We start from the raw sequence: 25,399 nt of genomic DNA, 5'->3' as shown, positions 1-25,399 counted from the left end.
CTTAAACCACCTTAATGTCGATATCGCCGACAATATAGGAAATAATGATCTTCACCTGATGCTCGGCCAGCTCGTAATTAGGCGACTGCCATACCGTCTTGTTCAACACGCCCGCTTCCTTATTCGGTCCGATATCGGATTGGCCGAACCATACCGTCGATGTGACGGAAACGCCCATATCCTCGGGCACGATAATATCGACATCGGCAATGACGCCCTGCAGCACAATCGTCGTTTCCTTCTGCTCGGGAATCGCGTAGGTCAGGTCGATTTGCAGCTCACCGACAATATTCCAGATGGAACTGCTGCGGAGAATCCAGGGCTCGCGTCCCCAGCGGATGCTTTCGATCAGGCTTTGCTTTTTCATATAGCTCTCATCCCCGTGCAGCTGCTTGGACCGGATATAAAAATACCCGAGGGAGATAAGGACGATCGCCAGAAGCAGCGAAAGGTTGCCGCCCAATAGCATAATCAAACCGATCGCGATAAATACGTACCCTTTGCGGACGGATGCGGAGCGGATTTTATTAATTCCGACAAAGATAAGGATCAGAGCGATCACGGTAAAGAAACTGAAATCGGCCCTCAGCCAGCAGAAAAATACCGATTCCGATCAAAAGGAGCGCTACGTTGCGGTTGTTGTTGCGAAATGGGTGTCTTCTTCTCATCCGTGCCGCCTCCTTTCTCTGCCGGTTCTTGGCGCAATGTATGTACTGCCGGAAAGGCCAAAGCCATAGTGCCCTTAGCGTGCCCTATGACGTTTGGCCTTACCTAGCATATCATAATTTATTTGGGGCTCAAAGAGGATTTTACTTGCCGAAGCTTACTGGGACTGCTCCGAGCTCAGCTTCTCTCTCAGCAGCTGCAGCTGATCGTCTACTTTCTGCTGCTTGGCTGCATCTACTCCGGCTGCAGCCGAAGGATAGGATACGCCCGGATAGGCGCCGCTCACATAAGGGGTGCGCGCGATTTCAGCTTCCACTTCAAGCGCTACGATCTTTTCTTCCATCCGGCGGAAGCCCTTCACCGCTTGCCCGCCTTCGATCACGTTGTTCGTCGTTACTTCGGCCATCTGCCTTTTCGCTTTGGCCAGTTGAGCGCGGGAAATCAGCTCGCTGCGCTTGTTGCGCATTTGATAGAACGCATCTTTCATTTCATGCAGCTGGCGAACCAATTCTTCCGCCTGTGCCTTGGACTGCTCGTGCATTTCCGCATATTCGGTGATTTTACCTTCGTAGTACAGCTTTTGCTCCAATGCCTGGCGGGCTGCCGCCTCTTGGCCGTTACGAAGCGCTTCTTTCGCCTGCTCTTCGCGCTGTGCGGTCAAACGCACCGCTTCTTCGTAGCGTTCCTTTACTTTGCGCTCGTTGGCGATTTGACGGGCTACCGTTACCTCCGCTTGAGCAATTTCTTCCTCCATATCGCGAAGGTATTGGTTCAGCATAATGATCGGATCTTCCACTTTGTCCAACAATTCGTGCAGCGAAGCCTTTGTCATATCCTTAATTCTCGAAAATACTCCCATGATTACACATCTCCCTTAGTTTGTTGTTGTTGTTTTTCGTATTGCGCCACTCTGGCGCGAAGCTCTTCGATTTCTTTCCACATAGCCTTCTTCTCGATATCCTTCATCATATCGTCAAGATCGGATTCCGCTTTATTCTGGCCTTGGTACGCGGAGCCGTTCGCCTGATAATAGCCTTCCTGCTCTCGCGGGTCGCCCTGGTAATCATGGCGGTGACCGCAGCGGCGCTGCTTGCGCCACGATTTATGTCCCCAGCCCCGGCCCCAGGATGCCTCCGCTCCTCTCCAGTCGCCGTAGCCTCCGAAGCCCGGTCCGGGCCCTGGACGGCACGGTCTTTCCCGTATACGGCTCGTTCGGAATTACGATGACGGCAAGGAAGTAGAGAGGAATCACGACGCCCCCGGAAAAGAATGCCGTAATCACCAGCAGCAAACGAAGCAAATTGGAATCAATATTTAAAGTTTCGGCCAACCCGCCGCACAGACCGGTAATTTTGCGATCCGTACGGGAACGAAATAGTCTGGTCATGATCGCATCCAACCCTCCTGCTGTAATTTCGCTTTCAGCTTCTCCATCTCATTCTCCAGCGCGCTCGTCGCCGCGTTTCCTGCATAGAGGAGCGCATCGCGGCCGCGGGACCTTACGTCTCTCAGTGCTCGCGCCGCCATTTCCATGTCGGACACGCGGTCCTCCAGCCGGTCGAACATTCTCGGCTGCCCGGCTCCCAAGCCGCCGTCCATGCTGCGCAGACGCTCATTCATCCGCTGCTGCAGCCGAACGCTTTCGAGCCTCGCGATGTAGTAGCTGCGCTTCGCCGCGACTTCATCGAAGTCCGCCCTGATCTGCTTCAGCTGCTCTTCCAGCTCGACCAGGCCAAGCTTGCTCTGGTCGTACAGCGCCTTGTACTGCACGCTGCGCTCTTCCTGCTGCAGCTTCTCCTGCAGCGCGATGCGGGCCACCTCTTCCTCGCCCGCCTTCAGGGCGATCAGCGCCTGCTGCTCCCGGCGTTCCTTCAGCTGCGCCGCCGCCATATATTGCTGACGCAGGGTTGCAGCGTGAGCGACACATTGCTGCATCAGCCGCTCGGACTCACGGATTTGCTCCGCTTGGGCGCTTAGATACTTATCGATCAAGCGAACCGGGTCTTCCGATTGCTCGAGCATTTCATTGAACGAAGCCACCGTGATATCTCTGAATCGTTTGCCAAGACTCATGTTCTAACCACCTTTACAAAGTTCTTATTGCCGTAATTAAGTGTCGGGTTCAGTGACGGTTCTGTTAGTAGGGAGTGCGATTCGTTCTCAACAGCGATACGCCGTAAATGATCAGCCCGATGGCCAATACGATGGCGATCAATCCGGATAGCTTGGCCATAAGAGCCAGCGTACCGATAATCAGCAGAATCCAGCCGATCAGGGAACGTCCGTGTTTAATTCCGATCCATCCCAGCACGACCATAGCGATAGGGAATAGGTAACTCATGATATGAGGTCCTCCATGATGCATACCCAAGCGGCCGAATAAGATTAAAGCTCCGAATAAAATGAGCAGCAGCGCCAGCCCTGTGTTTCGATTCATTCTCATGCTATGTACTCACCGCCTTTCGTTGTCATCTCGTTTGCTATGTCTTTATTTTAGATTCTCAGCGCTTTTTCCAAAACGGACCTGCGTCGGTTTTTATACCTGAACCTTAGTCGGGGGCCTGTCCAGACCTTTGGAAATCGGCATGTTCCGCCTGCGCTTGGGAAATACTATACTCCATAACATATCTTGAAGGAGCGCACCATGCTTGGAACATGCCGATTACGGATCGTAGAAGGACACGAGCGTTTCAGAAACCGGATAGCGGCAGGCATCCTGTCCTGCATGTTCGCCTGGTTTACTTTTGCAAGCCCTGCCGCCGCCCATGGTTCGACCGTTCTTCCACAGCTATCGAACCGATCCGCAATGGTCAGCCAGGCTCCAGACCGCAGACCCGGATGCAGACTCTCCTCTTGTACAGATTTTTGATGTCGAGCAGGAGAGGGTACTGACCACACGCCAAAATTCCTCCGCCTTCCGCCATCAGGTGGAGCTTTGGATCGAAGCCGCAGAACAGCTCTCCGGACGTTCACGGCTGGAGACAGACTCCGGGCTTGTCGTGCGCATTCCTCTGCAGCCGCCTCTTAGCATAAACCGCCCCTGGCTGCAGGCGGACATTTCGGAGGCTTATTTGTTCCTGGACCCGAAATCCAAGGCGCTTCCGTTTCTGCTGCTGATCAGCCGGGAAGGAAAGCCCTATGTTCTGGATATTAAGGAGCAGCCGCAGGACTTTCTGAAAGAACAGGGACTGCTTCGTTATTTGAAGAAGTAGCCTGATGCCAGGTGAGGGGACGCTCCGCCGAAATGACCTCCTTCCATGGTTGTCACATCTCCGTTAAACTGTTACTATTAATATTACTGTTACTATAAATATTACAGAAACAAAAGGCTGGCTGAACGCCGATCTATTCAAGGAGGTTTCATCATGTCAGAAGAAAAGACTTCTCATACCGGCCAAAAACGGCTGAGCGATATCCCGTTTTCCGTTCTTGACCTCGCCCCTGTCGTAACAGGGAGTACGCCGGCGGACGCATACCGCAACAGCATGGAGCTTGCCCGCCAAGCGGAGCAATGGGGGTACCACCGCTACTGGCTGGCAGAGCATCATAACATGCCCGGTATTGCCAGTTCCGCCACCTCGGTTCTGATCGGGCATATCGCAGGCGGCACCTCGCGCATCCGCGTCGGCTCGGGCGGCATCATGCTGCCCAACCACGCCCCGCTTGCCATTGCCGAGCAGTTCGGCACGCTGGAAACGTTATACCCCGGCCGCATCGACCTTGGTCTCGGCCGTGCGCCGGGCTCCGACCAGCGCACGATGCATGCCCTGCGCCCCGACGGGCGCAACGGCCATGATTTCCCGGAGCAGCTCCATGAGCTCCGCGCCTATTTCAAACCAACGGTGACCGGCCGCCGTTCACGCCTTTCCCGGCGAGGGATTGGACATCCCGATCTGGCTGCTCGGCTCCAGCGGCTTCAGTGCCCAGTTAGCAGGCCAGCTCGGGCTGCCGTTTGCGTTCGCCAGCCATTTTTCTCCCGAATATATGCTTCCGGCGCTTGAGCTGTACCGCAGCAGCTTCCAGCCTTCCGAGGTATTGGAAGCCCCGCGCGCGATGGTTGCCGTCAATGTTATCGCGGCGGATACGGACGCGCAAGCCAAGCGAACCGCAACCTCGATGTACCAGACCTTCCTGGACATGATCCGCGGCCGCACGCCGGGCAAGCTGAAGCCGCCCGTCGACAATATGGATGAGCTGTGGAGCGACTACGAGAAGGCCGCCGTGCAAAGGCAGCTCGGCTCCTCAATCGTAGGCAGCCCTGAAACGGTCAAAGCTAAGCTTCAAGCGTTCCTCAACGTCACCCAGGCCGATGAAATTATGGTCGCCGCTCATATTTACGAGCATCAGGAACGGCTGCGCTCCTTCGAGATTATCGCAGAGATGACCGGACGCAAATAAACCGGAGCATGAAGCCGCGCTTGGCTGCCGCTCCGTTCGAGTGTGTGGTCATACCGTTGTTATCCTGCCGCAGGGATACCGGACGCTCCATACAAGCGTCATCGCACCAATCTAGCGCAAAAAGGATCATTAGCTGAATTCCAGCCAATGATCCTTTTTGATTTTCTCTCCAGCCTCTCCCTGCATGACCATTAGAAAAAGTCGGGCAAGTACGTCGTCCGCTTCGGAATCAGCGCTTCCAGCAGCCGGACGGCTTCCTCATCGCCCTGCAGCCGTTCAACCTCATGCAGCAGCGAAGCCCGCTGGTAACCCATCAGCAGCGCAGACAAGGTCGTTATATCGCAGGCGGCCTGCGGTACCGCCGATGCTTCGGCTTCTCCGGGGCGTTTCTCCACCTTGGCTTGACCGTCCGTTCCGATCTGAATGATAAATCTCCCTTCATTCCAGCCGGCATACGGATCGGTAAGCTTCAGCTCGATAGAAACGCCTGCGGCTCCATTTTCCGCAAATGGATACTGCTCGATAAACCTGGCGGCATCCACAATCCGGGCCATGAAATAAGGATGCGTTTCCTGCTTGATTCTTGGATTGTCCAGCAGGAACGGCAGCTGATCGTCGCTCGGCGCGCTGATCGTCACCTTTTCCATCATGGAATCATGGTCAGTGATGAATTTCCACAGCGCTTTCCAGGCGCCCCGGTCCAAGTAAACCAGCTCGTGAATCTGGCATATGTAATCCTTTATGAGATAGCGGACGTAGCCTGCCGGCTTGCCGTCCTCATTGTAGTAAACCGCGGTCGTTCCCTTTTTGTTCGGAAAAATACGCTGGCTCCACCAGCCGCGATCCCGGTCCAATGTGCCGCTGTAGCGCTTGGCGTATTCCGTATAGAGAGCTCCCAGCAGCTCGGCATCATCGCCTGCCCGTACGATTTGTCCGGGCTGTGGAGGCAGCTTCGGAAGCAGAGCCGTCGGTATCTCATATTTCTTCGTTTCCGTATAAGTCTCCCAGCCGAACTTGCGGTAAAACGCAAATTGAAACGGATGCAGAAATGAGACCCACTGTTCTTCCTCCCGCATCACTTTTAACGCGTTTTTCAGCAGTCCTGCCACCAGGCCGCCTCTTCGGTACTCCGGCCATGTCGCCACGGAGGCGATCCCTCCGAGCTTCCACCGCTTGCCTTGAATCCAGGTGTGCAGCTCAAGAATGGTCATTTTGGCGGCCAGCTTCCCGTCAATGTAGGCTCCCCACTGCTCGTTCTCCTTAAGCTGAGACAGCTTGTCGTCCCATTCCTCCGGCGGAATCTTGTACTGAAATGCGAATTCCGACAGCGCCAGGCTGTCCGGGAACTGCTCTTTCGGGATATGGCGAATGATCACATCGTTCATTGGATTCCTTCCCCTCTGCTTTCATCGGATAATAACGGTAACGTTCGTCGAAGCGTTTTCAAATCGGGTGCTGCATGCTTCCCACCTCGATCTTACCACGGCGGTCGGCATGGTTCCATAGCCAATCATCAAACAGCTCTGGCGCCGTAAATGCTGTCCGCCGATAAGGGCGGCGCGTAGGAACCGGCACTCGCACCTTCACCCGCCTCTGCATCCGAATGCACCAAAACGGGATTGCCCCGTTTCAGCTTTTTAACCCTGCAGCCAGCAATACCACTCCCCTAGGCTTATCGCCTTTGACATCCGGCTCCACTGTGATCGATAAAGAATCATATTCGCCCGGATCGGGCGCAAAATAAATAGCCCCGTTTCCGCCCTGGGGGTAGAAGTGCCCCGCATTCCTCGGCTGATTATCCTTAAATAACCAAACCTGAACCGCTTGATCCTTCTGAAGCTCCGGCAAGCTTTCGGCCTGGACGATCAAATGGGCGCCTTTATCATCGGCTACAATATAAGCCAACCCTTTGGAAGCGATAGTCTCAGCTCCCGGGTTCAGAACGACGATCCGGTTAACCTTTAAACCCTCGGCCGGTCTATTCAACGCATCCAAGCCGGCGTTAGCGCTCTGCAGCCGGGTGGTAAGCAAGGCCAGCTCGGCTTGCAGCCGCTGCGTTTCTCCTTTTAACTGATCGTATCCATAGAAGCCCAAGCCGATAACCGCAGCGGCGAGCACTCCCCCAAGCGTCAGCCAGTAGCCTCTTCTGCGCAGCGGCTTGTCCGTTCTTCGCGAGAGCGGGATAAGCACCTCGGCTGCGGAAGCATACTCTCTGCTCCTCACTGATTTTCTCGACTCAATGCCCTCGGCCGGTGCAACTTTGCTCTCCAGGGCCCCGCTTCTCCGGGGCGGCAGCGGAGGGTCCTCCGGCTGCGCCGCTTCTTCGAATAAGGCGGTTTGATCTTCCGGCCCCTCTCCTAGCAGGGACTGTTCCTGCACATGCCTGCGCAGCTCCTTCGGGCACCTTGATCGGACTCGAAGCCATCGGCAGCAGCTCGACCAAGCCTCGCAGCTCCTCCAAATGCACCTGGCAATTCGCGCACTGGTACACATGACGTTCGAACGAAGCCTTTTCCTCTCCCGATAACCCGCCTAAGGCGTATAGCTTCACCAGCTCGCACAAGCTGTTCGGCGAATGATTACCCATTGCTGAAATCCCTCCTACCCATAGGACAGATACTGCTTAGCTTATTCTGCTCCCGGTCCTTCATCTATCCTACGCGGCGCCATAAAGTGCTTGATATCCGTGAATCATGCGAATTCAAACTCACATGCCCATTCAGCGTTTACCCTATTATAGGAGATATCCGTGAGAGATGAAACCAGGAACTCTTACGCACCCTCACCTGGTGCCAAGAAACCAGAAAATATCGAATTTTAGTCCGGGTCTAAAGAATCATTTTTCATTTGCCGCAAATACCATTGCATCCATCCAATGGACGAAATGATGCCGTCTATTCCGAAAACAGGCGTTTAAGCCTATTCCCATAAATAACTATGTCTTATTTTGGCGAAATATGATACTTTTACCCCTCTTTTCCGCTATATCCCTGTCGGGATTTGTTAAATTTTACTTGTAAAATTCCAAAAATAGCTATGCTATGATCAGCCTAGAACCAGAATCATCCACCCGACAACTGGAGGTCGAATTTATGAAAACCAAACTCCTCGCCCTTTTCGTCAGTACAGCTATTTCGATATCCGCCGTGCCGATTTATGCTTTAGCCGCAGCGGCTCCTGCGCAAACCGCCCTTATCGTACAAACCGTCAACTTTAGAGACCAGCCATCCACGAACGGCAAACGGATCCGCTATTTGCAGCCCGGCGAGACGCTCGAAATCATCAGCCAATATAACAGCAGCTGGCTTCAGGCCAAGGATGCCAACGGTCAAACAGGCTACGTATCGTCTTCGCCAACTTACATACAATTGCAACAAGCGCCGGCCGCTCCTCCTTCTAACGGTAACACTAACAGTAACAGCAGCAGCAGCGGTAAAATCATCAGCTCGGTTTCTTTTCGGACAGGTCCTTCCACCGATGCCTCCCGCATCCGTTACTTATCCGCAGGCGAATCCGTTCAAATTTTGGAGAAGGTGAACAGCTACTGGTATAAAGTAACGGATAAAAATAACGTAACCGGTTATATCAGCACGAGCTCCCAATACATAGACACCGATTTCGGTCAAAACGATGCGGATAATAACGATAACGGCGCATTCGAGGAAGAAGCCGGCGAGGAAGCCTCCTTTCCGGCTCCGCCTAATGCGACCGCTGTCAGCTCCGTCTCCTTCCGGACAGGACCGGATACCGACGCAAGCCGGATCCGCTATTTGAAGGCAGGCGAAAAGGTACTGATCATCAGCAAAACAAGCGATTACTGGTACAAGATTCAGGATCAGAACGGTGTGGTAGGCTATGTGAGTACGAGCTCCAGCTACATTTCTACCACTTTTACCGAACCGTATAAGCAGCTGGATCCGTCTATTGCAGCGCAGAGGGTCATCGATGCAGGTATGCGTTATTTAGGTACACCATATGAATTCGGTTCCAGCCGCTCGAATACGTCCACCTTTGACTGCTCGGATTTTGTAAAGCAGGCATACCAGGATGGCATCGGCCAGCAGCTTCCGGGCGATTCCCGCAGTCAGGCCTCTTACGTTGCGGCTGTTGGCAAAACGTCAACGGACTGGCATCAGCTGAAGCGCGGCGATCTTATGTTTTTCATGTCGTACAAAGGCTCCGGCGCAGCCAGCTACGCGGGGATCGATAAGTCCAAAGAAACCGTGACCCACGTCGGCATCTATTTGGGCAACGGTCAAGTGCTTCATACCTACTCTCAAGCGTCCGGCGGCGTACGTATCGATTCCTTTGCCGGAACGGCATGGGAATACCGCTTTATTCAAGGCGGCTCGACTTACTGACGACCCCGCTTTCTGCCATAGAAGCATCTGTTCTTCTCCGGAAGACAGATACTTTTTTCCTTAGCAATCGGGCTTCCGTCCAATCAGCATTCGGCTCCCCGACATATGGTATATCATGTCTTCTGAAAGGGGGATTTCGAATGAGCGCTGTTGGCGGACTTTACACTTCTACAGGTGTAATTCTTGTATTGTTCATTCTGCTGGTTATCGTTTCCCGTGCATTCGTGTACTAAGGCTTAACAAAAAACCCCCGGTGACGCCCATACGGCTCACTGGGGGTTTTTCCCATCCATCCGTTACAGAAGCAGCAGCCGGACTTTTTCTCCCCGCGCTGCGCCGCGGCCGCCTGCAGGGATGCAAATAAGACAGTCGGCATCCTTGATGGAAATTGTAATGCTGGACTTATCACGGCCCGCCGGACTTACCTTGACGATGCCATCGTCCAGCTGCATCGTACCTCTTACATACCGAGGATAGGCCGAGCCCCGCGAATAATCCGCCTCCAGATATGCAGTCGCTTCCCTGTGCTCTCTCACTGCCGCTCCGAGCATTCCCTTGATATAAGGGCGGACAAACAGCTCGAAGCCGACGAAGCAGGCGCCCGGGTTGCCCGACAGCGCGAATAACAGCTTGCCGTGCCGCACCCCGACCGAGGTCGGGCTTCCCGGCCGCATAGCCACTTTGTTGAACAAAAGCGTGCCGTCCCAGCGCCCGAACAGATCGACCAGCACATCTTTGTCTCCTACGGAGACACCGCCGGTCGTCAGCACAAGATCCGTCTGCTGCCATACGTCCAGGAGCGCCTGCTCCACCTGATCCGGATCATCGGGGAGCAGCGGCATCAGCAGCGGCTCTCCTCCGGCTTCCCTGACAAGACTAGCCAGCATATAGCTGTTGCTGTTGCGGATTTTGGCCGGAGACAGCGGCTCATGCACTTCAAGCAGCTCGGAGCCGGTTGAGAAGATGGCTACCCTCGGCTTTCGGTATACAGGCACCTCTGCGTAGCCGAACGTAGCCAAGAGAGCCGCCTCTCCCGCTCCGATTACCCGTCCTGCCTCCAGCAGCTCCTCTCCCCGTTGCACCTCACCGCCGACGGGTGTGATGTTGTCTTCCGGCTGCACCTGCTTGAAGATCTGCACTTCGCTCCCCTGCGCAGCCGTCATTTCGAGCATGACCACCGCGTCAGCGCCCTCCGGCACGACAGCCCCGGTCATGATCCGGGAGGCCTGTCCCGGAGCGATGCTGTAGACGGGACTCATGCCGCATAGAACGGTCTCCATTACGCTCAGCTTCCGCGCGTTTCCTGGAGTAGCTCCTGCGCTGTCTTCAGCGGCAATAGCATAGCCGTCCACGCCGGAACGGCGAAAAGGCGGAACCGGATGGTCCGCCGTGACCGCCACAGCAAGACGGCGCCCGAAGCTTTCTGCAAGCATGCACCGCTCGACCGGCTGCGCCTGGACGTGCTCCAGCACCATCTGCTGCGCCCTCTGCACTTGTATCGGTTCACGTTCAAATTTTAATCCGGCTACCACAAGCTAGCCTCCGATCTGAGACATTCTCCGCAGCGTAGGCGTATGGCTCTGCTGCTCATTGATTAGCGCCTTGGCCATCTCATGGCTCTCCGGCTTGATATCCAAAGCTCTGAGAAACAAGTCGGCCAAGGCTTGATCATCACCGATATGCTTGCGGACGTTAAATTCATCCGACCAATACAAGCAAGGCTTAATGTTGCCGTCCGCCGTCAGCCTCAACCGGTTACACGTTTGGCAAAAATGATCGCTGACCGGATGAATGAGACCGAACGTGCCGGCGGCCCCTTCGATCCGGTAATTTTGAGACGGTCCGTTACCGTATACTTCGCCGAACGGAGCAGCCTCCCAGCCCCGTTCCACACAGCGGTCCAGAACTGTGCTGAGAGGAACATACTTGTTTTTCCAGCCGGCATCCTCATGACCAATCGGCATATATTCAATAAATCGTACCTGCACCTTACGATCGATAGTCATTTGCAAAAAATCGTCAATCTCGTCATCGTTAATGCCTTTCATCAACACGACGTTCAGCTTAATCGGATCCAGCCCGACACGGTAAGCCGCATCGATGCCTTCAAGCACCCTGCGAATATCTCCGCCCCTCGTGATCAAAGAAAAGCGGTCGGCGCGAAGCGAATCCAGGCTGATGTTAATACGCGTCAAGCCTGCCGCGCGAAGCTTCTCCGCTTTGGCGGCGAAAAATATCGCGTTCGTCGTCAGCGCAATATCCTCGATGCCCGGTATAGCGGACAAACGGGAGACAAGCTGCTCTATATTCTTGCGAACCAGCGGCTCGCCTCCGGTCAAGCGCAGCTTGCGGACGCCCATACCCGCCAGCACGCGAACCACTTTCTCAATCTCTTCGAAGCTGAGCAGATGATCCTCCGGCTCGAACTGCATCCCTTCCTCCGGCATGCAGTAAACGCAGCGCAGGTTGCAGCGATCGGTAACCGATATACGCAAGTAATCGTGGACACGTCCAAATCGATCCGTTAAAATGGCTGACACGGCCGTCCACCTCCATTTTTCGTACCCATTGTGTTTCTAAGGTCTGCTTACACATTACCCAAAATCCATGGTTTCAGGTGCACAGAGCATTTCTTTATTATCTCACAATTGGGGCAAAAAAAATAGATAAACGTCATTTAACCTGACATAATTATCCATTAATCTTCGAATTAAATCCGCAAACGCTCCCAATCGTCTGGTTCATTCACATTACGGCAAAATTCAGGCGGGATTCCCCGCTCTGCGAAATATTGCTCGTCAGCTTCCATTACCTTAAGCTGCTGAAACAAGTCCATCACGCGATGGATTCCCGCATCCAGCAATCCGCTCACCGCGGCCAGGCAGCGCTTGCGGTACACCGCATGCAGCGGGTGCAGCCTGCCGCCTACGCGCGGCACGACGGCGTCGCAGCTCGCGTCGTTTCGCAGCAGCTCCGCCATCGCGCCGGCCGCCGCTGCGGAGGCAAAGGGCATGTCGCAGGCGACGACCCACAGCGCTTCGCACCGCGAAGCCGCCAGGGCTGCCTGCATCCCGGCAAGCGGCCCCCGGCCCGGGTGCAGGTCAGGGATGACCCGCACCCGAGCCGGCGCAGCCGGGCCGCGTTCGATCCGGTGCTGGAGACGTTGGCTCCGCGCCTCCAGCACCGGATCGAACGCCTGCGGCTCATTCGTGACGATCACGATGTCGCCGCAGATTTGCTCGAGCGCCTCCAGCTGGCGCTCGATAAACAGCTGCCCCCCAAGCGGCAGCAGCGCCTTTAACCGGCCGCCCATGCGCCGGTTTTGTCCGCCGGCGAGCACAGCGCCGGCCAGCGCCCCCGCCTGAAGCCCGTCTTCGGCTTCAGGCGGGGCGCTTCTTTTTTCATCCATGATGCTCACCATCGCTTCCCGCTTGTTCGCCATTTCGGATGGCGCTTACGCTTCTTCTCTCCCCATACGCACGCCATACCTGTCTCACTTTTGTTCATCACTTCGGGTCAGACGTGCAGTTCATTCCCAGCCCAAGCTCACCATCGCTTTCCCGATTGTAACCCGCTTCGGCTTTATGACGATCACTTCGTATCCGCTCACGCCTTACTCCATCGCTTCCATCTTGCAGTCACCGCTTAATTGTCCGCAGCACTCAGCCGTTTCTGGAACGATTCGCGCCAGCTATCGGCCAGCGCCTCAACTGCAAGCAGCGCACGAATCCCGTCGAAATCCGACTTATCGTGATATTTTAACCGGTTGGCTTCAGCCACAGACACTGCCGCCGGATGGCGTTCCGCCAAGCGGAACGTTTGCCCCGGAGCTACATGCCCTTCCTTCAGCACGCGAAAGTAATACCCCGTACAGCCGGTCTGCTGCACCCACAGCGGCAGCTCCGGCTGATTCAGCTTGCCTCCAAGCTTGAAGCACGGCTGGCGCGGCTGACTGATTTGAAGACGGACGGTTCCCAGTTCAAATATATCGCCGATATGCACCTGCGATTCCTCCAGCCCGGCAACCGTAAAATTTTCGCCGAACGTTCCGTAAGCCAAGGACCGCTGAAGCTTCCCCTCCCACATCGCATAATGCTCCGAGCAGTACACGCACACGGCTTTATCCGGCCCTCCGTGATTGACCAGATCCGCCTGGGCATCCCCCTCCAGGTTGAGGGAAGATAAATAAACATGATCCTCCACAGCTTTTTTATAAATTCCTGTGCTGACGCTTTTTCCTTGATAAGCCATCTCAACCGGTTTGCCGATATTTAGTGACAACAGCTTCACTGACTGCATCCTCCCGCCTTGGGTCTCCTATCCGGTGCTTATTTCACCCGATAATCCACTTTTCTTTACTATATAAGAAAAGTGCAGCGGAAGCCATCCCTTCCCTCAGCTGTTTGCGTTATACGCTTCCTGCCGTAAAATTCGACCGACCGCCGCGCGGCGCCGCAAACGAGCGATTGGAATTCAGGCACGTTAATTTCTGCTGCGGACAGCTGACCTGTGCTGACAGTATCGGCACCGTTCAACAGTCAGGCTGCCATCTGAGTTCTCCAGCTTACGATAACCGTTTTCCCGGAACCCAGGCATCATTGTCATAGCCCCTGACTTCCCAATAACCTATATGCTCTTTGTCGATCAGCTCGATCGCCTGAAGCCACTTAACGGATTTATAGGCATACATTTTGGGAACCACCAGCCGCACCGGCCCTCCCATCTGCTGCGGAATCGGTTTGCCGTCCATCAGCACCGCGACCATAACGTCATCCATCCCCGCTTGATCCAGCGATAAACAGTCCGTGTATACCTTATCGCCGGAATACATTTTCACAAATCGGGCCGACGGCTTCACGCCGCCTAGACTGAGCAGCTCCGATAAAGGAATGCCTTCCCAGGTTACCTTATAGACGGACCAGCCCGTCACGCAGTGAAAGTCGCTGACCTGCACCTTCCGTTTCAGCTTCAGAAAGCTTTCCCAATCCCAGGATTGCGGCTTGTCGACCAGCCCTGATAAAACAAACTGCCAATTATCGCTTGAAAAAACGGGAAACTCCGTCACCGTATAGATCCGGAACTGTCCCTGTCCTCCACCCCCGATGGGCGGATTCGATTCCGCCAATGCCTCCGGCGCAGGCACCATATGGTTGCCATCCGCTCTCGTCAGCTCCTCAAGCTCCGTCCCTCCGGAGTCCGCCGCACTTTTCATCCACCGGTAAAAGGCAGGCCCTACGCCTAGAATAAGCAGCAGCCCTGCCGCCGTCCGAAGAAAGGCAGCTCGGGAAATCGGCGCTTTTTTCAAATACTCCACGAAGCGTTGGGGTGACATATGTCCCTCCCGCTCCCCTTGGGATTCGGCGTCTGACGTCGCGGTTCGTCCGTCGTTGGGCTCTGCAGAAGCTCCGGAGGCTTTCCTCATCAAAGCCGCCGCGGCGTTCTTTTCCTGCCTTCGCATGCTTTTAAGCCATCTGCTTCGTGAAATGGAGTGGTACACGGCATAAGGAACGCCTATCCATGTGAACAAATCATGCAGCAGCAGGGCGCCATTGCTCCAGATAGGCGACAGCTTGCGGAACTGCCATAGGATGATCCCGGTGATGCTCCAGCCTACAAGCAGAAAAATCACCCCGCCCAAATTCCAACGCTGGTTCAGCTTCCCGCGGATTTGCTTCCAATGTCTTGGCAGCAGAGGCAGGTATACAATTAGCGCAATAATCGAAGCAATCCCGATATAAATGTGCAGCTGCTTTAACCATACGCGAGCGGCTCCGAGATCTCCCCGAATTGAAGGAATGAACAGGAGCAGCCCTGTCACCGCAAGCGCAAGCACAAGCCAGGCGTTCCATGCGTGCAGCTTCACTAGCTTTTTGCCAAAAGGCTCCTTTAATCGGCTTCTCCATGAATCCATGAATCACACCGCCTTCTTTTAGGTCTTCATGACAGATGTCCCTGCCCATGTCTTCACATCACTTAAGTATACGGAGGGTGGCCGTATTTCGGTTGTATCCGCTGGGATCTTCAAAACGATATTTTGTCTGCGCGAAAGCGCCTCGTTCCGATTGGAAAGAAGCGCTTTCTCCTTCTGGTTAATTCATCATGCCGCTGCTGTTCAATAAGTAATTATCTATGATGTCTTTTCCCACATAAGTCGTATCCATCAGAAGCGCTGCAGGGTACATGGCTTTTTTCTCCGAGCCGTTGACTGTGATTTTATCGCTGTCGATGCTTATTATGACTTCAACTGCAGCTGCTGCAGCCTGATTCCCCATAAGGCCACCGCTCATACCATCGTTGCCCATCACCCCTCCGGCTTGGGCCCCGCTATCCATCATTCCTCCTGTCATTCCTTCAGCCATATCCTTACTGCCCATTTGACCCATATCTTTACTGTCCATTTGGCCCATCTCCTTACTGCCCGTCCCTGCTGCCGTCATATCCTTCTGCATCATCTCTTGGCTTCCCATTTGTTGAGGCATTCTCCCCTTCATCAATCGGATCGTACGGTCATCGTTATTCCAAGTGACCTGGTATCCAAGGGACTCTGCGATTTTTCTTAAAGGAACCAGCTCAGCCCCATTGTGCTGCATCATTTCCATTTGACTGTAATCATACTTCGGCTGCATACTCTCCGCCGCTGAAGCTGCACCCGATGCAGCGATAACCGAGCCTATAATTGCTGTTGCGATTCCCATTGTCCATTTGTTCATAGAATTAACCTCCGATAATAGTTTTCTTGTACGTTCTTAAACATACCGGAGGCCTCTTAAGGATGATTAACAAAACTATTAAAAAAGTCTTACATTTGAAGTTAAACAAGTCCGGAATGATCTCTATTGCAGACTGCTTCCGGCATACACCGGAATCGTAAACCAGAATCGGCTGCCCGAGCCCGCCTGACTGCTGACACCAACCTGCCCCCCATGGAGCTCTACAAGCGATCTCGTAATCGCAAGCCCTAAACCCGATCCCCCGCTTGCGCGGGTGCGCGACTTATCCGTCCGGTAAAAGCGTTCGAATACCTTCGCCTGCTCCTCCGGCCGAATACCTTCGCCTTCGTCTGCAACCTCAATCGTAATCCATTGGGAGCCAACGCTCTCCTGATACGCACGAACCGTGATGTTCCCTCCTACGGGTGAATGACGCACCGCATTATTCAACAAGTTCGAAAGCACACGTTTGATTTGGTCCGGCATAATAAGTACGGGAGGCAGCAGCTCCTGCACATCGCCTTTCATTTGAATATGTTTGGCCTCTATTTGCAGCCGGTGGCTCTGCAGCGTTTCGACCAGCATATTATCTACGTGATATGGCACCGGCTCAAATCGTTCCAGCTCCACCCCCGCCTCCCGCCGGGACAGCTCGAACAAATCGTTGATCATTTCGCTTAAGCGGCGGGTCTCAAGCCGAATGGTATCCAAATATCTCCGATACGTCGCAGGATCCTCAATCAAGTCGTCCTCCAGCGCTTCCACAAATGATTGGATCGAGGCCATTGGCGTGCGCAAATCGTGAGAAACATTAGCTATAAGCTCCCGTCTTGACGCCTCGGAGGAGCGGAGCTGCTGGAAGCTTTCGTTTAGCTTGCGGCTCATCTCATTAAAATGCATCCCCAATGCCCGGTACTCCGTACGGCCGATCAGCGGGAGCTCTCCGCGAAAATCCCCTTCAGCTATCCGCTCGGATTCCTTGCTGATCATATCCAGTGCAGTTTCAATAGGACGTGTCATCAGCCGGTGCAGGAGCAGCGATAAAATCCCGGCCGCAAGCGTAACTGCCGTAAGCCAGGCAACCTGATCGAAGTTGAGCAGCATGTTCCAATAGCTGATGAATAAACTGACCAGAATCGCTCCGATGCTGACCAGACTCGTAATGAACAAATACGTTCGTAATCGTATCGGTCCCAGGAAGCGAATCATGCAGTCCCCTCCCCTCTGCCCTCAAACTTATAGCCGATCCCCCATACCGTCTTGATATAGAGGGGATCCGACGGATTGGGCTCTATCTTCTCCCTCAAACGCCGAATATGAACCGTCACCGTTGTCGTATCTCCGAAATAGTCGATGTCCCATACATGGTTCAGCAATTGGTTTCTTGAAAAAACCTGCTCCGGATGGGTCGCCAGCAGCCACAGCATCTCGAATTCTTTTACCGTCAGCTCTACCTTTCGCCCGTTAGCCAGAACCGTTCTCTGCACGTTGCTGATGCTCAGTCCGGGATAACTGATCCGGCCGGTATCTTCCTTCGCTTCCGCCCCGGATAGGCCTTCTCCCGTGCCCTGCCGCATCATTCGCCTCAAAATAGCCTTTACCCGAAGCACCAGCTCCCGGGGGCTGAACGGCTTGGTTATATAATCATCCGCTCCCATTGTAAGGCCCATTAAGCGATCCATCTCTTCTCCCCGCGCGGTCAGCATAATGATGGGCACATCATGGTTATGGCGAATTTCCTCGCATACCTGAAAGCCGGTTTTCCGGGGCATCATGACATCCAGAACGATGAGGTCGGGCTTTTCCGTCTGCCAAAGCTGGAGCGCTTCTTCCCCATCCTTTGCGCTTAAGACCTCGTAGCCCTCACGTTGTAAGTAGCGCGTGCATACATCCGTGATATTTTCCTCGTCGTCGGCAATTAATATTTTAAAGGCTCCCATTGTACTCCTCCGTTCGGTCATGCAGCCGGTATCTCCGTCTTATGTAAACGCCTTTATTTTATCATACGGCGCGAACGCACATATTACATAATCCTTAACAGTATGAGTTTCGATAGACCGCCGTACGAAAAAAAGCATCCGTCTCCACCTGCCGGCAGACAACGCATGCTGATCTCTGTTCCCTATGTGCTTAGTCGTTCATCCTGTTTTATAAGACTTTCTTATAAATATCCCATGATGATCCCGGCCGTTTCCTCGATAGCCTTATCCGTTACGTTAATGATAGGGCAGCCGACTTGTTGCATCAAGGATTGAGCATAGTCAAGCTCCTCCGCAATTCTTTCAAGCGCGGCGTATTTGGCGCCGAAAGGCAAACCGACCGCCTTCAGCCGCTCCGTCCGGATTTTCAGCAGCTTCTCCGGATCCATAATTAAGCCGACGATGCGGTTACCCGGCAGCATAAACAGCTCCTTCGGCGGCTTCACCTCCGGTACCAGCGGCAGATTCGTCACTTTCAGCCCTTTATGCGCAAGAAAAATACTTAAGGGCGTCTTCGACGTCCGCGACACGCCGATCAAAACGATGTCGGCCTTCAGCAGCGCACTGGTGTCGCGCCCATCATCGCATTTTACCGCAAATTCGATCGCTTCCACCCGCTTGAAATAATCTTCATCCATCTCATGCAAAAGGCCCGGCTTCCGTTTCGGGGAATCGTTAAAGGTGTCGATAAAAGCCTGCATCATCGGCCCCATAATATCAACGGCCCGGACTCCGAGACGAACCGCTTCTTCCCTCATCATCTCCCTGAGCTCCGGCTGTACCAGCGTGTACGCGACAAAGCCGCCCTTTTGCGCCGCTTCTTCCATGATGGCGCGTATTTCATCCTCGTGTTTAATGTGACCGATCCGTTTCGTTTTGACATGCTGGGCATCGAATTGACGCATCGTCGCTTTCACGACGGCTTCCGCCGTTTCACCCACCGAATCGGAGCAAATCGTTATTTCATAATGCTGAAGGTCATTCATCCGGTTCTTCTCCTTTATTTACACAAATGCCAATATCTCCGCTTAGGGCCCCTCGGTAGCAAGCTCCAACAGCAATTGGGTCATGATCGTCTTCGTGACGCGTCCGACCACATCCCAGCGGGCTCTTGTCTGTGCAGAGGCCGATTCCGGTTTCATCCGTACAACGACAGGCAGACTGTCGACCTGATGATGTATCATTTTTCGAGCCGCATCCACGACGCTGTCCTCTGGGAATACATGAATCACGTTGGGTTCCCTCGTCATAACCATGTTGACCGGCATAGAAGACGCATTCTGGTTGCCAAGCGTAAATTTAAGCAAATCTTTTCTTGAAATGATGCCTGACAAGCAGTTCTCTTCATCCACTACGATAAGACTGCCGACATTCTCCATGAAGAGCGTCACTACCGCATCATGGACCAAGGAATTCTCCCTTACGATCACGGGGATTGCTTGAATGTCCTTTACCTTCATGCCTTGCAGTCTGCGGGAGATTTCCCCTCCCGGGGAAACGGCCGAGCCCGGCGAGTAGCCCACCTTGGGCTTGGCGTCCACCAGCCCCAGCATAACGAGCAGGGCCAGATCCGAACGCAGGGTCGGTCTGCTTAAACCGAGCATTTCGGCGATCTGCTCTCCGGTAATCGGAGCATGCTGCTTCACCAGCTCCACGATATGCAATTGACGGGCTGTCAGTTCGATGACCGTAACCTCCTTTATCGCCTATTCTTACTTTCACCCTACATGTATTTATCGAAACCTTATGACATAAATAATTTATCTTCTATTTTTTCTTATCTTAATGATATTACCAAAAAAGTATCGTTCTATAAATAATGAAAACTTACTATATGCATCATTTCCAGCAAAAAATTACCCTATAAAGAAAATAAGTATATATTTTTTGAACATTAATAACAATTATTGCACATTTTATATTTAATTATTATACTATATTCAACGAATAGAGTGTCATTTTGAAATCATTATGATTATTTTTCGGGGGGATGCCGGATGGAAAGAGAATTGGCTTTGGAAATTGTTCGGGTAACGGAACTGGCTGCACTATCTGCAGCGCAATGGATGGGACGCGGGGATAAGAATCAAGCGGACGGAGCCGCGACGACAGCCATGAGAGCAATGTTCGACTCCGTGTCGGTGCAGGGCACCGTCGTGATCGGAGAGGGCGAGATGGACGAAGCCCCGATGCTGTATATCGGTGAGCAGGTTGGCAACGGCCAAGGTGCCCGAGGTAGATATCGCCGTAGATCCGCTCGAAGGAACCGAGCTCGTGGCCAAGGGATTAAACAACGCGCTGGCGGTTATCGCCATTGCGAATAAGGGCTGCCTGCTGCATGCGCCGGATATGTATATGCAAAAGCTGGCCGTCGGCCCTGCCCTCACCGGCAAGCTTCGGCTGGAGGATCCGCTGGAGCTTACTCTGGCGAAAGCCGCCGAGCATCTCAATAAGCCGCTCAGCAATTTAACCGTGATGATCCTGGACCGCGAGCGGCATCAGGACCTGATCCAGACGCTTCGCCGTATCGGCGTGCGAATCAAGCTGCTAAGCGACGGCGATGTGGCCGGGGCGATGGCCCCTGCGATGCCCGAGTCCGGCATTGACCTGTACGTCGGCTCCGGCGGAGCTCCTGAAGGCGTACTTGCCGCGGCGGCCCTAAGCTGCCTGGGAGGCGAGCTGCAGGGAAGGCTGATGCCCTCCAATGAAGAGGAGTACCAGCGCTGCCTTCAGATGGGAATGACGAATCCGTTAAAGCTGCTGACGATGGAGGACATGGTAGGGAACCAGGATGTGATTTTTGCAGCGACCGGCATTACTCCCGGGGAATTTCTGGGCGGGGTACAATATACCGGACACCAGCGGGCCGAGACCCACTCCATTGTCATGAGAGCCAAAACCAAAACAATCCGTTTCATCCGGTCGAATCATTACCTGCCGAACAAACCTTTACTTGGTGAAGCACTATAACAAATGAATGATTGACCTTCTCCGCAAATATGTTTAAAATTTACATGATTTTATTTTGTACCGCGGAAGAAGGGTTTTCGTCAAATGGTCTTTTTGTTCTATACTGCAGTCGGTTTGCTGGCTGCCACCTTGGGCAGCCTGGTCGGATTAGGCGGGGGCGTCATTATCGTTCCCGCTTTAGTGTATTTAGGCCCGCTTTTCGCCGGCAAAGAGATTTCCGTCGCTACAGCCGTCGGAACCTCGCTGGCCGTCCTTATTTTTACCGCTATGTCCTCCACGCTCACTTTCCTTAAACAAAAAAGAGTCGATTTCAAAAGCGGATGGCTCTATTTCATCACATGCGGTCCCGGTGCCATGCTTGGTTCCTATTTGACCCAATTTGTGAATGCCAAGTCCTTTCAGCTGTCCTTCGGCATATTTATGCTGTTCATGGCCTCTCTGCTCGTTCTGAGAGACTACATCAAGCCGCTTGATATATCGTGGCGTATCCAAAGAACGTTTACGGACTCGCAAGGGAAAACCCATTCCTATGGCTATGGCATTGTATCCGCATTAATCATCGGACTCGCTGTCGGAATCATTTCCGGTCTGTTCGGTATTGGGGGAGGATCACTTTTTGTGCCGGCTATGGTTCTTATCTTCCGCTATCCTCCGCATATTGCAACGGCCACATCGATGTTTGTCATCTTCCTCTCTTCTATTATGGGAAGCATCACTCATCTGACGTTGGGCGAGGTCGACTTTTGGATGGTGCTGGGTCTAGCACCGAGCGCACTTGTCGGAGGCTGGCTTGGGGCCAAAATCGCAAGCAAGCTGAGCACCAAAAAACTGATGTGGGTGCTTCGGATCACCTTCTTCCTAGTCGCTCTCAAAATGATCTGGGAAGGCGTTACCGCAGCTTAACATTTACGCACATAAGGGATAATCTTTCTGCTCTTCTCGAACACTAACCGTATCTATCGTTCGAGGGGAGATTTTTTTTATGCCAAAATTTCATGCTCCAACCTGTTTAAGCTCGGTTTTAACCGCTGCTTTGCTTTTTAGCGGCTGCTCGCCTCAGCAGGCATCTGAACAGCCGAAACCGTCAAGTTATAACCAGGCTGCTGAAGAATCCGGAGCTGCAACTCAAGGAACGACTCGTGAAGCGGATGCTGTTCAGCCCCCTGCTTCTGCTCTCGATTCCATCGATTCCAATCTGAAGAAGGCTGAGAAGGCCCTCCAAGCACCTGAGCTGCACGAACCGACCCTGCAGAAGCCCGAGGTACAGCAGCAGGCTCCTGCCCCACAAGCTCCTCCCGCTGCACCGGCGCCTGCTCTTGAGCCTGCACCGAAACCAAGCAAGGGACAACAGCCTAAGCAGAGCAAGCCGCCGGAGAAAAACAGCCGCACTACGGTTCTGCAGCGCAGCAGCGGTAAAAAACGGCTGACTCTCTCTCAGCTGGTCAAAAAGTATCCAGACCTCTTACTTCTTCACGGCCCTTCCGGATCGAACAAAGTGGCGCTCACCTTCGATGATGCTCCCGATACCAAGTATACGTTGCAGGTGCTTGATATTTTAAAACAATACGACGTGAAAGCCACTTTTTTTGTCATCGGCCGGCTTGTGGAGAAACACCCCAACGTTGTTAAACGCATGACCAAAGAGGGGCACGTTGTCGGCAATCACACCTATAATCATGCCCTATTGACGAAGCTTAGTGATGAGCAGTTTCAATCCCAAATCTTGAAAACCCAAAAGCTATTACAGTCGACGATCGGCTACAGCCCAAAGCTTATCCGCCCGCCTTACGGTGAAATTACGGAAAGCCAGCTGCTATGGGCTTCTAACCACCAGATGACTGTAGTCAATTGGAATGTGGATTCCAAGGACTGGAGGCAGCTGAGTCAAGCTCAGGTTACATCCAACGTATTAAATCACGCCAAGGCAGGCTCCATTATACTGCAGCACTCCGGCGGCGGCCCCGAGCAAAATCTCGCAGGTACCGTCTCCGCTCTACCGACGATTATTGAATCCCTGCAATCCCGCGGCTACCAGCTGGTTACTTTACCCGAGCTGCTCAAAGTATCAAAGCATTTATGAAAAAGACGCCTCCACTCCCACATTTGTCGGGTTTGGAGGCGTCTTGTATATTATTCGTACTAATTACTGATTCAATCGGTCTTTTCGTGAAAATCTCTTCAAGCATGGATTATTTTCGTTCATTTGCAAGCTTTTCCTGAGCCATACGAATCATTTCTTTAACCATGCTCCCGCCGATTTGTCCGCCTATCTTCCCTGCCTGCTCAGTAGTCAAGTTACCGTTACCGTTGGGAGACAACGGGATTCCGAGTGTTTTCGCTACCTCGTATTTCACATTTTGAGGCTCGCTGCGATTTACGGCATAGCCATTGCGGCTCATGACCTCACTTTTGAACCGCTCCATCCCTTCCGAAGCCGCAGGCACCACCAAACGATTGCTTCTTCTTCTGGCTGCCATACTCATCCCTGCCTTTCATCATCCTAAGATTATGTGTTTAGCATGATCTCAAACTTCCTTAGGTATACCGGCACATAAAACGCAGGATTTTGCAGAATCTAAGCAATGGGCTATCTTGCTTGAGGTTGCCTCAACCAAAGCGAATGATTTATAAGGCCCCGACTATAAAAAGAATGAATAACTATCCTATCCAAAGGAGTTGAGAAGCTTTGAGCCATTTGACAGAAATTATCGACAACCATAAAAATTTAGACGGTCTTTTTGCAATAGTAAAACATTATGGCGTCAGTGCAGAATTCGTGACGGATGCCCTCGTCCAGCGCTTCGAACAGATCAGCAAGGATGAAGGGGCTGAAAAAACAGAAGAAGAAACCACCTACTGCGTAGAAATACTAGATTCTCTCAATCAATACTATGCACGCCTTTAAAAACACGAATCACGAAGAGCAACGAGCAGCTGAGGATATGCAATTACACACATTTACTCATGCGCCTTCTACACTTATCTACTAACTTCTAGTCTGCATTACACTAAACCAAAACTACACTACATTACGTGCATTATACTGCACTAAACTACGTTGCACTGCACTACTCCACACAAACTGCATTACTCCACACAACCAAAACTCCAATCTCTATACTCGTTTCTCGTTTCACAAATAATCTTAGCGGCCGCTGAACGAAAAAAGCCAAGAAATCATTTTATGATTTCTTGGCTTTTTGATGCCGGTGAAGGGACTCGAACCCCCACGGTTTCCCTCACGATTTTGAGTCGCGCGCGTCTGCCAATTCCGCCACACCGGCTTGTATGGCGTTCCCTGAGAGATTCGAACTCCCGGCCTTTTGATTCGTAGTCAAACGCTCTATCCAGCTGAGCTAAGGGAACATTTTAATTATTTACTTGGTGCCGAAGACCAGACTTGAACTGGTACGGTAGTCACCTACCGCAGGATTTTAAGTCCTGTGCGTCTGCCGATTCCGCCACTCCGGCGAGTGGATTAAAAGAATGGAGGCGCCACCCAGACTCGAACTGGGGGTAAAGCTTTTGCAGAGCTCTGCCTTACCACTTGGCTATGGCGCCAGGAAATAATGGAGCGGAAGACGGGAATCGAACCCGCGACCCTCGCCTTGGCAAGGCGATGCTCTACCGCTGAGCCACTTCCGCAAAATGGCTGGGGATCTAGGATTCGAACCTAGGCATGACGGAGTCAAAGTCCGTTGCCTTACCGCTTGGCTAATCCCCAACAATTTTCAAAAAAATAATATGGGGCGATCGATGGGACTTGAACCCACGAATGCTGGAGCCACAGACCAGTGCGTTAACCCCTTCGCCACGACCGCCACATTTATTCTATTGGCAGGGGCAGCAGGAATCGAACCCACACCAAAGGTTTTGGAGACCTTTGTTCTACCTTTAAACTATGCCCCTATGTAAATGGTGGAGGCTGATGGATTCGAACCACCGAACTCGATGAGAGCAGATTTACAGTCTGCCGTGTTTAGCCACTTCACTAAGCCTCCGGATAATACTGGTGCCGTCGAGAGGACTTGAACCCCCAACCTACTGATTACAAGTCAGTTGCTCTACCAATTGAGCTACAACGGCATATTAATTTATCAAACAATCATGGTGGCTCGGGACGGAATCGAACCGCCGACACGAGGATTTTCAGTCCTCTGCTCTACCGACTGAGCTACCGAGCCTTACATATTCAATTCAATAATGGCGGAGCCGACGGGATTCGAACCCGCGGTCTCCTGCGTGACAGGCAGGCATGTTAGGCCTCTACACCACGGCTCCACACTTGTTTTCTCGAAGATTGACTACACTCCGA

The 25,399-nt window shown here is 53.0% G+C and carries 25 protein-coding genes, 12 tRNA genes and 2 pseudogenes; 8 read left to right on the top strand and 31 right to left on the bottom strand.

Annotated features, from left to right (window positions below):
- Position 1: 1 nt before the first annotated feature.
- From liaF to ACHHV8_RS02255, 5 genes are all read right to left on the bottom strand, one after another.
- Positions 2-562, bottom strand: coding sequence for a cell wall-active antibiotics response protein LiaF (gene liaF / locus ACHHV8_RS02275; RefSeq protein WP_395156377.1), 561 nt, complete (start codon positions 560-562; stop codon positions 2-4).
- Between the two features lie 261 nt (positions 563-823).
- A complete protein-coding gene (locus ACHHV8_RS02270; RefSeq protein ID WP_395156375.1) occupies positions 824-1,525 on the bottom strand; it encodes a PspA/IM30 family protein in 702 nt (233 codons plus the stop codon).
- Positions 1,526-1,768: 243 nt separating this feature from the next.
- Positions 1,769-2,053, bottom strand: coding sequence for a PspC domain-containing protein (locus tag ACHHV8_RS02265; protein WP_395156373.1), 285 nt, complete (start codon positions 2,051-2,053; stop codon positions 1,769-1,771).
- Entirely contained in the window at positions 2,050-2,739 is a 690-nt protein-coding gene (locus tag ACHHV8_RS02260) for a PspA/IM30 family protein (RefSeq protein WP_395156371.1), read from the bottom strand. The genes ACHHV8_RS02265 and ACHHV8_RS02260 overlap by 4 nt, the downstream gene beginning before the upstream one ends.
- A 64-nt stretch (positions 2,740-2,803) precedes the next feature.
- On the bottom strand, positions 2,804-3,103 hold the full coding sequence (locus ACHHV8_RS02255) for a LiaF transmembrane domain-containing protein (RefSeq protein WP_395163401.1): 300 nt from the start codon (positions 3,101-3,103) through the stop codon (positions 2,804-2,806).
- A 328-nt stretch (positions 3,104-3,431) separates the two neighbouring features.
- Between ACHHV8_RS02255 and ACHHV8_RS02250 the strand changes: the two genes are divergently transcribed.
- Together ACHHV8_RS02250 and ACHHV8_RS02245 are read left to right on the top strand one after the other, a co-directional pair.
- Entirely contained in the window at positions 3,432-3,878 is a 447-nt protein-coding gene (locus ACHHV8_RS02250; RefSeq protein WP_395156369.1) for a hypothetical protein, read from the top strand.
- A 153-nt stretch (positions 3,879-4,031) separates the two neighbouring features.
- Positions 4,032-5,064 (top strand): annotated as a pseudogene (locus ACHHV8_RS02245) (LLM class flavin-dependent oxidoreductase).
- A 191-nt stretch (positions 5,065-5,255) separates the two neighbouring features.
- Here the strand turns inward: ACHHV8_RS02245 and ACHHV8_RS02240 are convergent.
- From ACHHV8_RS02240 to ACHHV8_RS02230, 3 genes are all read right to left on the bottom strand, one after another.
- A complete protein-coding gene (locus ACHHV8_RS02240; protein WP_395156367.1) occupies positions 5,256-6,449 on the bottom strand; it encodes a GNAT family N-acetyltransferase in 1,194 nt (397 codons plus the stop codon).
- A gap of 244 nt (positions 6,450-6,693) precedes the next feature.
- Positions 6,694-7,287: an anti-sigma factor gene (locus tag ACHHV8_RS02235; RefSeq protein ID WP_395156365.1), complete on the bottom strand. Its 594-nt coding sequence runs from the start codon at positions 7,285-7,287 to the stop codon at positions 6,694-6,696.
- Between the two features lie 13 nt (positions 7,288-7,300).
- Positions 7,301-7,651 carry an anti-sigma factor family protein gene (locus ACHHV8_RS02230; RefSeq protein WP_395156363.1) on the bottom strand — a complete coding sequence of 117 codons (351 nt, stop codon included), beginning with the start codon at positions 7,649-7,651 and terminating at the stop codon, positions 7,301-7,303.
- Positions 7,652-8,156: 505 nt separating this feature from the next.
- Between ACHHV8_RS02230 and ACHHV8_RS02225 the strand changes: the two genes are divergently transcribed.
- Both ACHHV8_RS02225 and ACHHV8_RS02220 read left to right on the top strand, forming a co-directional pair.
- Entirely contained in the window at positions 8,157-9,425 is a 1,269-nt protein-coding gene (locus ACHHV8_RS02225) for a C40 family peptidase (RefSeq protein WP_395156361.1), read from the top strand.
- 140 nt (positions 9,426-9,565) lie between these two features.
- Positions 9,566-9,658, top strand: a complete 93-nt coding sequence (locus ACHHV8_RS02220) for a sporulation protein YjcZ (RefSeq protein WP_094017794.1) — start codon at positions 9,566-9,568, stop codon at positions 9,656-9,658.
- A 63-nt stretch (positions 9,659-9,721) separates the two neighbouring features.
- On the opposite strand, the gene ACHHV8_RS02215 is transcribed toward ACHHV8_RS02220, so the two are convergent.
- The 10 genes from ACHHV8_RS02215 to ACHHV8_RS02170 form a co-directional block, all read right to left on the bottom strand.
- Positions 9,722-10,957 (bottom strand): molybdopterin molybdotransferase MoeA, encoded by a 1,236-nt coding sequence (locus ACHHV8_RS02215; RefSeq protein WP_395156358.1) that lies wholly within the window; start codon positions 10,955-10,957, stop codon positions 9,722-9,724.
- Positions 10,958-10,960: 3 nt separating this feature from the next.
- Complete coding sequence (gene moaA, locus ACHHV8_RS02210; protein ID WP_395156355.1) at positions 10,961-11,965, bottom strand: GTP 3',8-cyclase MoaA; 1,005 nt, start codon at positions 11,963-11,965, stop codon at positions 10,961-10,963.
- Positions 11,966-12,135: 170 nt separating this feature from the next.
- Positions 12,136-12,867, bottom strand: coding sequence for a molybdenum cofactor guanylyltransferase (gene mobA, locus ACHHV8_RS02205; protein WP_395156353.1), 732 nt, complete (start codon positions 12,865-12,867; stop codon positions 12,136-12,138).
- 203 nt (positions 12,868-13,070) lie between these two features.
- Complete coding sequence (locus ACHHV8_RS02200) at positions 13,071-13,724, bottom strand: MOSC domain-containing protein (RefSeq protein WP_395156351.1); 654 nt, start codon at positions 13,722-13,724, stop codon at positions 13,071-13,073.
- Between the two features lie 265 nt (positions 13,725-13,989).
- Positions 13,990-15,336 carry a molybdopterin-dependent oxidoreductase gene (locus ACHHV8_RS02195; RefSeq protein WP_395156349.1) on the bottom strand — a complete coding sequence of 449 codons (1,347 nt, stop codon included), beginning with the start codon at positions 15,334-15,336 and terminating at the stop codon, positions 13,990-13,992.
- Positions 15,337-15,514: 178 nt separating this feature from the next.
- On the bottom strand, positions 15,515-16,135 hold the full coding sequence (locus ACHHV8_RS02190) for a stalk domain-containing protein (protein ID WP_395156347.1): 621 nt from the start codon (positions 16,133-16,135) through the stop codon (positions 15,515-15,517).
- 123 nt (positions 16,136-16,258) lie between these two features.
- Entirely contained in the window at positions 16,259-17,344 is a 1,086-nt protein-coding gene (locus ACHHV8_RS02185; protein ID WP_395156345.1) for a sensor histidine kinase, read from the bottom strand.
- Positions 17,341-18,075, bottom strand: coding sequence for a response regulator transcription factor (locus ACHHV8_RS02180; RefSeq protein ID WP_395156343.1), 735 nt, complete (start codon positions 18,073-18,075; stop codon positions 17,341-17,343). The genes ACHHV8_RS02185 and ACHHV8_RS02180 overlap by 4 nt, the downstream gene beginning before the upstream one ends.
- Before the next feature lie 221 nt (positions 18,076-18,296).
- Positions 18,297-19,100: a pyruvate, water dikinase regulatory protein gene (locus ACHHV8_RS02175; protein ID WP_395156341.1), complete on the bottom strand. Its 804-nt coding sequence runs from the start codon at positions 19,098-19,100 to the stop codon at positions 18,297-18,299.
- A 42-nt stretch (positions 19,101-19,142) separates the two neighbouring features.
- On the bottom strand, positions 19,143-19,778 hold the full coding sequence (locus tag ACHHV8_RS02170) for a helix-turn-helix transcriptional regulator (protein ID WP_395156339.1): 636 nt from the start codon (positions 19,776-19,778) through the stop codon (positions 19,143-19,145).
- Positions 19,779-20,111: 333 nt separating this feature from the next.
- Here ACHHV8_RS02170 and glpX point away from each other — a divergent pair.
- The 3 genes and pseudogenes from glpX (at position 20,112) to ACHHV8_RS02155 (ending at position 23,164) form a co-directional block, all read left to right on the top strand.
- Positions 20,112-21,084: pseudogene (gene glpX, locus ACHHV8_RS02165) on the top strand (class II fructose-bisphosphatase).
- Between the two features lie 84 nt (positions 21,085-21,168).
- Positions 21,169-21,987 carry a sulfite exporter TauE/SafE family protein gene (locus ACHHV8_RS02160; RefSeq protein WP_395156337.1) on the top strand — a complete coding sequence of 273 codons (819 nt, stop codon included), beginning with the start codon at positions 21,169-21,171 and terminating at the stop codon, positions 21,985-21,987.
- A 79-nt stretch (positions 21,988-22,066) separates the two neighbouring features.
- Entirely contained in the window at positions 22,067-23,164 is a 1,098-nt protein-coding gene (locus ACHHV8_RS02155) for a polysaccharide deacetylase family protein (protein ID WP_395156335.1), read from the top strand.
- A gap of 109 nt (positions 23,165-23,273) precedes the next feature.
- Here ACHHV8_RS02155 and ACHHV8_RS02150 read toward each other — a convergent pair whose 3' ends face one another.
- The gene (locus ACHHV8_RS02150) at positions 23,274-23,561 is read right to left on the bottom strand and encodes an alpha/beta-type small acid-soluble spore protein (RefSeq protein ID WP_395156333.1); all 288 of its coding nucleotides are present in this window, start codon (positions 23,559-23,561) and stop codon (positions 23,274-23,276) included.
- A 209-nt stretch (positions 23,562-23,770) separates the two neighbouring features.
- Here ACHHV8_RS02150 and ACHHV8_RS02145 point away from each other — a divergent pair, with 209 nt between their 5' ends.
- Positions 23,771-23,989: a hypothetical protein gene (locus ACHHV8_RS02145; RefSeq protein WP_395156331.1), complete on the top strand. Its 219-nt coding sequence runs from the start codon at positions 23,771-23,773 to the stop codon at positions 23,987-23,989.
- 299 nt (positions 23,990-24,288) lie between these two features.
- On the opposite strand, the gene ACHHV8_RS02140 is transcribed toward ACHHV8_RS02145, so the two are convergent.
- The 12 genes from ACHHV8_RS02140 to ACHHV8_RS02085 form a co-directional block, all read right to left on the bottom strand.
- A tRNA-Leu gene (locus tag ACHHV8_RS02140) sits at positions 24,289-24,368 on the bottom strand.
- A 5-nt stretch (positions 24,369-24,373) separates the two neighbouring features.
- Positions 24,374-24,450: transfer RNA gene (locus tag ACHHV8_RS02135), tRNA-Arg, on the bottom strand.
- Between the two features lie 16 nt (positions 24,451-24,466).
- Positions 24,467-24,555, bottom strand: a tRNA-Leu gene (locus ACHHV8_RS02130).
- 16 nt (positions 24,556-24,571) lie between these two features.
- Positions 24,572-24,645 (bottom strand) — tRNA-Cys (locus ACHHV8_RS02125).
- A gap of 9 nt (positions 24,646-24,654) precedes the next feature.
- Positions 24,655-24,729, bottom strand: a tRNA-Gly gene (locus tag ACHHV8_RS02120).
- 4 nt (positions 24,730-24,733) lie between these two features.
- Positions 24,734-24,808: transfer RNA gene (locus tag ACHHV8_RS02115), tRNA-Gln, on the bottom strand.
- 21 nt (positions 24,809-24,829) lie between these two features.
- Positions 24,830-24,905, bottom strand: a tRNA-His gene (locus ACHHV8_RS02110).
- A gap of 14 nt (positions 24,906-24,919) precedes the next feature.
- Positions 24,920-24,993 (bottom strand) — tRNA-Trp (locus ACHHV8_RS02105).
- Between the two features lie 7 nt (positions 24,994-25,000).
- Positions 25,001-25,085: transfer RNA gene (locus ACHHV8_RS02100), tRNA-Tyr, on the bottom strand.
- Between the two features lie 9 nt (positions 25,086-25,094).
- A tRNA-Thr gene (locus tag ACHHV8_RS02095) sits at positions 25,095-25,170 on the bottom strand.
- A 22-nt stretch (positions 25,171-25,192) separates the two neighbouring features.
- Positions 25,193-25,268, bottom strand: a tRNA-Phe gene (locus ACHHV8_RS02090).
- Positions 25,269-25,288: 20 nt separating this feature from the next.
- A tRNA-Asp gene (locus ACHHV8_RS02085) sits at positions 25,289-25,365 on the bottom strand.
- Between the last annotated feature and the right edge of the window lie 34 nt (positions 25,366-25,399).

This window comes from Paenibacillus sp. TAB_01, assembly GCF_043945595.1.
Lineage (GTDB): Bacteria > Bacillota > Bacilli > Paenibacillales > NBRC-103111 > Paenibacillus_S.
This window is presented reverse-complemented; position numbering and strand designations above follow the sequence as displayed.